At 50.8% G+C, this 244-nt stretch carries 1 protein-coding gene; it reads right to left on the bottom strand.

Translation table 11 applies throughout. The annotated features are described in order from the left end of the window. A partial coding sequence (locus AB1471_RS17780; protein ID WP_367781042.1) for a hypothetical protein occupies positions 1-244 on the bottom strand: 244 nt, incomplete at both ends.

Genomic DNA, 244 nt, shown 5'->3' with positions numbered 1-244 from the left:
CAGACCCAAAAGCTACACGTAGTATTGAGCTAGGCTCTCCCGTCGCTTTCTTCTTGCGTCTCGGCCCCTCGCCCCTTGCCTTGTTTTCCTCTCCCTTCCTCCCTCTTTCCCCTTTCCCCCCCTTCCTTTCTTCTCTTTCTTTTTTCTCCCCCTCTTTTTTTTTTTCCCCCTTTTCTTCTTCCCCTTCCTCCTCCCCTTTCCCCCCTTTTTCCTCTTTTTCTTTTTTCCTCTCTTCCTCCTTCCC

This window comes from Jeotgalibacillus marinus (assembly GCF_040801915.1).
Taxonomy (GTDB): Bacteria; Bacillota; Bacilli; order Bacillales; family Jeotgalibacillaceae; genus Jeotgalibacillus; species Jeotgalibacillus marinus.
The sequence above is the reverse complement of the archived record's forward strand: the minus strand, read 5'-3'. Positions and strand labels throughout refer to the sequence as shown.